Origin of the sequence: Xenorhabdus bovienii, assembly GCF_024721015.1 — a bacterium.
Lineage (GTDB): Bacteria > Pseudomonadota > Gammaproteobacteria > Enterobacterales > Enterobacteriaceae > Xenorhabdus > Xenorhabdus bovienii.
In genome coordinates this window covers 1-9,640 of sequence record NZ_JANAIF010000097.1, presented here as the reverse complement: position 1 = coordinate 9,640, position 9,640 = coordinate 1, and the positions used below count along the sequence as shown (strand labels likewise).

Annotated in this window: 1 protein-coding gene; it reads left to right on the top strand. The window is 59.2% G+C overall.

Annotated features, from left to right (window positions below; all coding sequences use genetic code 11):
• Positions 1–9,640 (top strand): non-ribosomal peptide synthetase (locus NXS07_RS17455; RefSeq protein WP_258087262.1); only part of this gene is annotated, 9,640 nt, incomplete at both ends.

The following is a 9,640-nucleotide window of genomic DNA, read 5'->3' as shown; positions in this document are numbered from 1 at the left end:
CCTCTCGGTGTCACTGGCGAAATCCATATCGCCGGTGCCGGCGTCGCCCGTGGCTACCTGAACCGTCCTGAACTGACTGCGGAGCGCTTCCTTGCCGATCCGTTCTCCTTCGATCCGGACGCCCGTATGTACAAGACCGGCGACCTCGGCCGCTGGCGTTCCGACGGCCATCTCGACTATCTCGGCCGCAATGACTTTCAGGTCAAACTGCGCGGCTTCCGAATTGAGCTCGGCGAGATTGAGTCCCGATTGGTGCAATGTCACGGCGTGCGCGAAGCGGTGGTACTGGCGCGCGAAGACGAACCGGGCCACAAGCGTCTGGTCGCTTATCTGCTGCCCCAGACCGGCGCTGAACTGATGCCGGCTGAACTGCGTCAGCAACTCGCCCAGCACCTTGCCGAGTATATGCTACCCAGTGCCTTTGTGACGCTCGACGCTTTCCCGCTTACCCCCAACGGCAAACTCGACCGTCAGGCGCTTCCTGTCCCCGACGCGTCCGCCGTAGTGGTGCGCGGCTATGAAGCCCCGGTCGGTGAGGTGGAGACCGCTCTGGCACGAATCTGGCAAAACCTGTTGGGACTGGAACGGGTCGGCCGCCACGACCATTTCTTTGAACTGGGTGGTCATTCGCTGATGATCGTCAGTCTGATCGAAGAGCTGCGCGGCCTTGGTTGGCGGCTTGAGGTTCGCAGCGTGTTCGCCGCGCCCGTCCTCGCCGAAATGGTACAAACCATCCAGAGTGACACCGACGCTTTCGTGGTGCCGCCCAATCGCATCCCCGAAGGCTGTACCGCCCTTACTCCCGATATGCTACCCCTGGTCACGCTGTCTCAGGCTGAGATTGATGCCATCGCCGATGTGATCCCCGGCGGGGCGACCAATGTGCAGGATATCTATCCACTGGCGCCGTTGCAGGAGGGTATCCTGTTCCATCACCTGCTACAGACACAAGGTGATGACTATCTGCTACAGAGCCTGCTCGCCTTTGACAGCCGCGAGCGTCTTGATACTTTCCTAGCCGCCCTGCAACAGGTCATCGACCGCCACGATATCCTGCGTACCGCCGCCTGTTGGCAGGGATTGGTGCAGCCGGTTCAGGTGGTCTGGTGTCAGGCACCGCTGTGTATCAATCACTTCACCCCAGACACGGCGGACGATGTCCCGGCTCGGCTACGGGCTCACACTGATCCACGCCGTCACCGTCTCGACCTGAGCCGTGCGCCGCTGTTCGCCGCCGACATCGCCCACGATCCGATCCAAGATGAATGGCTGCTGGCTCTGCGTTTCCACCATCTGGTCAGCGATCATATGACGCTGGAGCTGATTTTTGCTGAGATTGCCCTGATATTGCAGGGACATACCGACAAGCTGCCTACGGTACTGCCCTACCGCAACTTTATTGCTCAGACCCTGAGCATACCGGCTGCAGTTCATGAGGCTTACTTCCGCGATCAACTCGCCGACGTCGACGAACCGACGGTGCCGTTCGGTGTACTCAAAGTGCAGGCTGACGGCGAACTCGTCACCGAAGCCCGTCTTCCACTTATACCTGCTTTGGCGGAGGCTATCCGCGCTCAGGCTCGCCGTCTGGGGGTCAGTCCGGGCGTACTGTTCCATGTGGCCTGGGCTCAGGTACTGGCGCAGACCAGCGGCCGCGATGATGTGGTCTTTGGCTCCGTGCTGCTGGGTCGTCTGCAAGGGGGCGCAGGTGCTGACCGAATACTGGGTATGTTTATCAATACTCTGCCAGTGCGGGTCTCTCTGGCCGACCACAGCGTGCAGGCCGTAGTACAGGCGACCTACCGCAGTCTGACCATGCTATTGGAGCACGAGCAGGCACCGTTGGCGCTGGCTCAACGCTGTAGCGGCATGGCGCAGTCGATACCGCTGTTCAGTACCTTGCTCAATTACCGTCATAATCAGGCCGGCAAGGCAGATACGGCTGAGACGACTTGGGCAGGTATGCGCATTTTAACAACAGAGGAGCGAACCAACTATCCGATCACCCTGTCAGTCGATGATCTGGGAACTGGTTTCCATCTGACCGCTCAGACTGTGACGGGGATCGACCCGACCCGCGTCACCGCGTATCTGGCTACGGCGATCAGTGGCTTGGTCGATGATTTGACCCACCATCCGCAACAGTTGATTCGAGATGTGCCGATCCTGCCACCAGCAGAGCGGCAACAACTGCTGGTGAACTTCAACGCCACCCAGGCGCACTTCCCACAGAACGCCCTGATCCACCAACTGTTCGAGTCTCAGGTGGCATACAAACACGATGCCACCGCTGTGGTGTTTGAGGATCAGGTACTGAGCTATGGCGAACTGAACTGCCGCGCCAACCAACTGGCTCATCATCTGATCGCGCTGGGTGTACGGCCGGACGATCGGGTGGCGATTTGTCTGGAACGCAGTTTGGAGCTGGTAGTCGGCTTACTCGCTATTCTTAAGGCAGGCGGCGCTTATGTGCCGCTCGATCCGGCCTATCCGGCCGAGCGGTTGGCCTATATGCTTGATGACGCGGCACCCGTGGTCTTGCTCACACAGACGGCATGGGTTGACACGCTGGTCAGCCCCGTGACTACGCCTGTACCTATAATAGTACTCGATGCTCAGGAACCGACTGTGGCAGCACAACCCACCCACAACCCGGAGCCGCAGACACTAGGGCTGACGTCACGCCATCTGGCATATGTCATCTACACTTCAGGCTCCACCGGGTTGCCCAAAGGCGTCATGGTCGAACACCGGAATGTCCTTCGTCTCATCATCAATAATGGTTTTGCCGATATTGGAGAAGAAGACTGTATTGCCCATTGTGCCAATATTGCCTTTGATGCTTCAACGTGGGAAATCTGGTCTGCTCTGCTCAATGGTGGGCGTTTATATGTGGTTTCACCCTCAGTGCTGCTCGATCCGGTACGTTTCCGCGATTCGCTGATCAAAGGGCAAGTCACCGCCCTCTGGCTAACGGCCGGCTTGTTCAACGAATATCTCAGCGATCTCGGCCCCCTGTTCGGACAACTACGCTACCTGCTCATCGGCGGCGATGTACTCGACCCCAGGAAGATTCAACGTGCACAATTGGCTGAGTCTCAGCCGGCACATCTCATCAACGGCTATGGTCCGACAGAAACCACGACGTTTGCCACAACCTATCGTATTGCATCACCCGTCGATGTTGCTCACTCTATTCCCATCGGCCGTCCGATCGCTAATACCCGGATCTATATTCTCGATGCCTACGATCAGCCCACTCCCCTCGGTGTGGCCGGCGAAATCTATATTGCCGGTGCCGGCGTCGCCCGTGGCTACCTGAACCGTCCCGAACTGACCGCCGAGCGCTTCGTTTCCGATCCGTTCTCCGCCGATCCAGACGCGCGCATGTATAAAACCGGCGACCTCGGCCGCTGGCTTTTCGATGGCAACATCGACTATCTCGGCCGCAATGACTATCAGGTTAAACTGCGTGGCTTCCGTATTGAGCCCGGTGAGGTAGAGGCTCGACTTGTACAATGTCACGGGGTGCGCGAAGCGGTGGTTCTGACCCGCGAAGACGAGCCGGGCCACAAGCGCCTGGTCGCCTATCTGCTGCCCCAAACCGGTGTCGAACTGGTTCCGGCCGAACTGCGTCAGCAACTTTCTCAACACCTCGCCGAATACATGTTGCCCAGCGCTTTTATGACGCTTAAGTCCTTCCCGCTGACCCCCAATGGTAAACTCGACCGTCAGGCACTCCCCGTCCCCGACTCGTCTGCCGTGGTGATACGCGGCTATGAGCCGCCACAGGGAAGAATAGAAACCGCTCTGGCCCAGATCTGGCAAGACTTACTGGGGCTGGAGCAGGTCGGCCGTCATGACCACTTCTTTGAACTCGGCGGCCATTCTCTGCTTGCCGTCCAACTCGCCGCGCGTGTACGCCAGGATCTGGCGCGGGAATTGCCGCTACAACAACTCTTTGCCCAGCCCATCCTGACGGATCTGGCCCACGCACTCACCGGCGCTTCCGTGACGACTCAGGTCATCATCCCTGTGGCCGACCGCAGCCAGTTGCTTCCGCTATCCTTCGCCCAGCAACGGCTATGGTTCCTTGGGCAGCTCGATCCCGCTGCCAGCCAGGCCTACCATATTCCGGCAGCGCTGCGTCTTACTGGCTCACTCAACCGCCACGCGCTGACCACCGCACTCGATCACCTGATTGCCCGGCAAGAGAGCCTGCGCACCCGCTTTGTCCTAGTCGAAGGCCAACCCTGCCAGCACATTGATCCCGCCGATATCGGCTTTGCGCTATCCTGCCAGGATCTGCGCCCGTTAGACTCAGCAGTGCGTAACAACCGTGTCACCGAGCTCGCCGCCCTTGAAGCGCAGACGCCTTTCGACTTTATTCGAGGTCCTCTGATCCGCGGTCAACTGCTGCAATTGACGGACGAAGAGCATGTATTGCTGCTCACCCAGCATCACATCATCGCTGACGGCTGGTCCATCGGGGTGCTGGTACACGAACTTGTTGCCCTCTACCGTGCCGCCCTTGACGGCCACAGCGATCCACTGCCGCCACTGCCCATTCAGTACGCCGACTATGCCGTCTGGCAGCGTAACGGGTTGCAGGGAGCCGTCCTCACCGAACAGCACGACTTCTGGAGCAGCCAGCTCCAAGGCGCCCCGACCTTGCTGACACTCCCCACCGATCGGCCACGCCCACCCGTACAGAGCTATACTGGCGGCCGGGTTCCTCTCCACCTTGATACTACGTTGCTGGCATCACTTAAGGGACTTGGACAGCGCCATAACACCACCTTGTTTATGACCGTATTGACCGCCTGGAGCATCGTTCTTGCCCGGCTCAGTGGTCAGGATGATATCGTTGTCGGCACCCCGGTCGCTAATCGCCAGCATCGCGAATTCGAGGGTTTGATCGGCTTCTTTGTCAATACCCTGGCCTTACGCGTCACGCCAGCTGACGTCACCAATGTGGCCGGGTTGCTCACGCAGGTTCGTGAGCGAGCACTCGCCGCCTATGCCCATCAGGATCTTCCCTTCGAGCAAGTGGTAGAAGCCTTGCAGCCCGACCGTAGCTTGAGCTACAGCCCGGTCTTCCAAGTCATGCTGGCCTTAAATAACACCCCGGCCCAAGACTTGTCGTTGCCCGGCCTACAGCTCGCTCCCGTTGAACAAGTACGCTATGGCGCTCACTTTGACCTGATGCTATCGCTGACCGAAACTGAGGCTGGTTTGGTCGGTGATCTGGAATATGCTGCCGATCTGTTCGACCACGCGACCGTTGAGCGCATGGTCGGCTATGTGACTCATGTGCTGGCGGCGATGGCGGCTGACACGACACAAGCCATTGTCGGCCTGCCGATGCTGCCGACCTCGGAACGACAACAGCTGCTGGTGAACTTCAACGCCACCCAGACGGACTTCCCGCAAGACACCCTGATCCACCAGCTATTCGAAGCTCAGGCGGCACACCACCCCACCGACACCGCCGTGGTGTGCGGGGATCAGGCGCTCAACTATGACGAACTGAACCGCCGCGCCAATCGGCTGGCTCATCATCTGCTCAACCTGGGTGTACGCCCGGATGATCGGGTAGCAATTTGTGTCGAACGCAGTCTGGAGATGGTGGTCGGTTTGCTCGCTATCCTCAAGGCAGGCGGTGCCTATGTGCCGCTCGATCCGGCTTACCCGACCGAGCGGTTGGCATATATGCTGGATGACGCGGCACCCGTGGTATTGCTCACTCAGATGGCATGGGTCGACACACTGAACAGCGCCATACCTACGGTGGTACTCGATACCCAAGAACCGTTTATGGAAGCGCAGCCAACCCACAACCCAGAAGCGCAGACGCTGGGTCTGACATCACGCCATCTGGCGTATGTGATCTACACCTCCGGCTCCACCGGCCTGCCCAAGGGGGTGATGAGCAGCCATCAAGCCCTGTGTAACCGGCTGTTGTGGTTCGTTCGCGATATCGTGACACCACCACTGGTGGCGGCGCTGAAAACCAGCATCAGCTTCGTCGATTCAGTGACCGAGACACTTGGCGTATTACTGGCCGGTGGCAAACTGGTTGTTTTCGATAACCATGAAGTGAAAGATCTTACGCGTTTCGGCGAAGGCTTACGCCACGCCGATGTTAACTACCTGGTGGTGGTACCTTCGCTGCTGAAACTCCTGATACAGGGGAGTGGCGATTACCTGAAATCGATTAGGACGTTGATTTGCAGCGGGGAACGACTTGCGCCTGAGCTCGCTCGGCAGGTAATAACGGATTACCCTTGGATCCATCTGCTGAATTTCTACGGTTCATCCGAAATCAATGGCGATGCGACTTGGTATGAATACTGTGCTACGGCCGGCGTGCCGGATGTTTCGGTCATCGGCAGACCCATCGCCAATACCCAAAGCTATATCTTCGATCCCCACGGCCAACCCGTTCCTTTGGGCGTCACTGGCGAAATCCATATCGCCGGTGCCGGCGTTGCCCGCGGCTACCTGAACCGCCCCGAACTCACCGCCGAACGCTTCCTTGCCGATCCGTTCTCCTCCGATCCGGATGCCCGGATGTACAAGACCGGCGATCTCGGCCGCTGGCTTCCCGATGGCAATATCGAATATCTCGGCCGCAATGACTTTCAGGTCAAACTGCGGGGTTTCCGTATCGAACTCGGCGAGATCGAAGCTAAATTGGTACAATGCCACGGCGTGCGCGAGGCGGTGGTGCTGGCGCGCGAAGACGAGCCGGGCCACAAACGTCTGGTCGCCTATCTGCTGCCCCAGACCGACGTTGAATTGGTTCCGGCCGAGCTGCGTCTGCAACTCTCCCGACAGCTCGCCGAGTATATGCTGCCCAGTGCCTTTATGACGCTTGAGGCTTTCCCACTCACCCCAAACGGCAAACTTGACCGCCAGGCGCTCCCCGCGCCTGACCCGTCCGCCGTGGTGACACGTCATTATGAAGCGCCAGTGGGAGAGGTAGAAAACGCTCTCGCCCAGATCTGGCAAAACCTGCTGGGGCTGGAACAGGTCGGCCGTCACGATCACTTCTTTGAACTCGGTGGACATTCGCTGATGATTGTCAGTTTGATCGAGCGACTGCGTGGCTTCGGCTGGCGACTCGACGTTCGCAGCGTATTCGCCGCCCCCGTCCTTGCTGAACTGGCGCAAACCATCCTGATACATCAGGACGCTGCCGACGCTTTCGTGGTGCCGCCCAACCGCATCCCCGCGGGCTGCACTGCCCTCACGCCCGATATGCTGTCCCTGGTTTCGCTGTCTCAGGCTGAGATTGATGCTATCGTCGGCATGATCCCCGGCGGAGCGAGCAATGTACAGGATATCTATCCATTGGCACCGTTGCAGGAAGGTATCCTGTTCCATCACCTGCTACAGGCACAAGGCGATGCCTATCTGTTGCAGACTCTGCTTGCCTTCGACACCTGCCAACATCTCGATGCTTTTCTGGTCGCGCTGCAACAAGTCATCGACCGCCACGATATCCTGCGTACCGCTGCCTGCTGGCAAGGGCTGGTGCAGCCGGTTCAAGTGGTTTGGCGTCAGGCGCCACTGTCGGTCAATCACTTTACCCCGACCTCAGCGGACGACGTCCCGGCTCAGTTACGGGCTCATACTGATCCACACCAGCACCGTCTCGACCTGAACCGCGCGCCACTGTTTGCCGCCGACATTGCCCACGATCCGGCACAGGATGAATGGCTGCTGGCCCTGCGTTTCCATCATCTGGTCAGCGACCAAATGACGCTGGCACTTATCTTTACCGAGATTGCCCTGCTGTTGCAGGGGCATGCCCAAGCACTGCCCGCCGCGCTGCCCTACCGCGACTTTATCGCCCAGACCCTGAGCGTGGCGGACACGGTGCATGAGGCCTACTTCCGCTCCCAACTCGCTGATGTCGACGAACCGACAGCGCCATTTGGTGTGCTCAACGTGCAGGGCGACGGTGAACCCGTCACCGAAGCCCGTCTCTTGCTCACCCCCAATTTGGCAGAGGCTATCCGCACTCAGGCCCGCCGTCTGGGAGTCAGTCCAAGCGTGCTGTTCCATGTCGCTTGGGGGCAAGTGCTGGCACAAACCAGCGGCCGCGACGATGTGATCTTTGGCTCCGTGCTGCTGGGTCGCCTGCAAGGAGTCGCGGGTGCCGACCGAGTTCTGGGCATGTTTATCAATACGCTGCCGGTGCGGATCTCTCTGGCCGATTGCAGCGTACAGGAAGCGGTTCAAGCCACCTACCGCAGCCTCACAATGTTGCTAGAGCACGAACAGGCACCGTTGGCGCTGGCGCAGCGCTGTAGTGGTGTGGCTCAACCGATGCCGCTGTTCAGTGCCTTGTTCAATTACCGTCATAGTCAAGCCGACGAAGCCGGCGCGGTTGATACGATTTGGGCAGGCATGCGTATCGTCGCAACCGAAGGGCGAACCAACTATCCGGTTACCCTCTCGGTGGATGATCAGGGGGTCGGTTTCCGCCTGACTGCCCAGACTGTGACGAGTATCGATCCGGCTCGCGTGACCACTTATCTAGCCACCGCTATCAGCGGCTTGGTCAAGGCGCTGGTCAGCGACCCGCAACAACCCATCCTGCAAGTGCCAATCTTGCCGGCATCGGAGCGGCAACAATTGCTGACCGGCTTCAATGCCATCCAAGTAGACTTCCCGCAGAACACCTTGATCCATCAGCGGTTCGAGGCTCAGGCAGCACATTCCCCCGATGCCACCGCCGTGGTGTTTGAGGACCAGACATTCAGCTATGGTGAACTGAACCGCCGCGCCAATCGTCTCGCCCATCGTTTAATTGCGCTAGGTGTGCGTCCGGACGATCGGGTGGCAATTTGTGTCGAACGCAGCCTGGAACTGGTGGTCGGTTTGCTCGCGATCCTCAAGGCCGGTGGCGCCTATGTGCCGCTCGATCCGACTTATCCGGCCGAGCGGCTGGCGTATATGCTCAATGATGCGACACCAGTAGCTTTGCTGACCCAGACAACACAGGTCGACACGCTGACCAGCCACGTCCCGGCGCCCATACCCACAATCGTACTCGATGCCCAGGATGCATCCCTGATGGCGCAATCGGATCACAATCCGGATACACAGGCACTGGGGCTGACGTCACGCCATCTGGCGTATGTCATCTACACCTCCGGCTCCACCGGATTACCCAAGGGGGTGATGGTCGAGCACGCCCATGTCACCCGCCTGTTAGCCGCCACCCAAGAACGTTTCCAGTTTGATGGCAATGATGTGTGGACCCTGTTCCATTCCTTTGCTTTCGATTTCTCGGTGTGGGAACTCTGGGGTGCCTTGTCTCATGGTGGCCAGCTGATCGTCGTACCGGCTGACTGTCTCCACTCACCGCAGGCCTTCTATGCGCTGCTGTGCCGTGAGCAAGTCACCGTACTGAATCAAACGCCCAGTGCTTTTCGCCCGTTGATTTCTGCCCAGGATGCCACGCCGCATTCCCTACGCTGCATTATCTTTGGGGGGGAAGCGCTGGAGTTGCATACGCTTGCTCCGTGGGTCGCCCGTAACCCCACCCAACAGACCCGTCTGGTCAATATGTACGGCATCACCGAGATCACCGTGCATGCCACCTATCGTGAACTCACGGAATCCG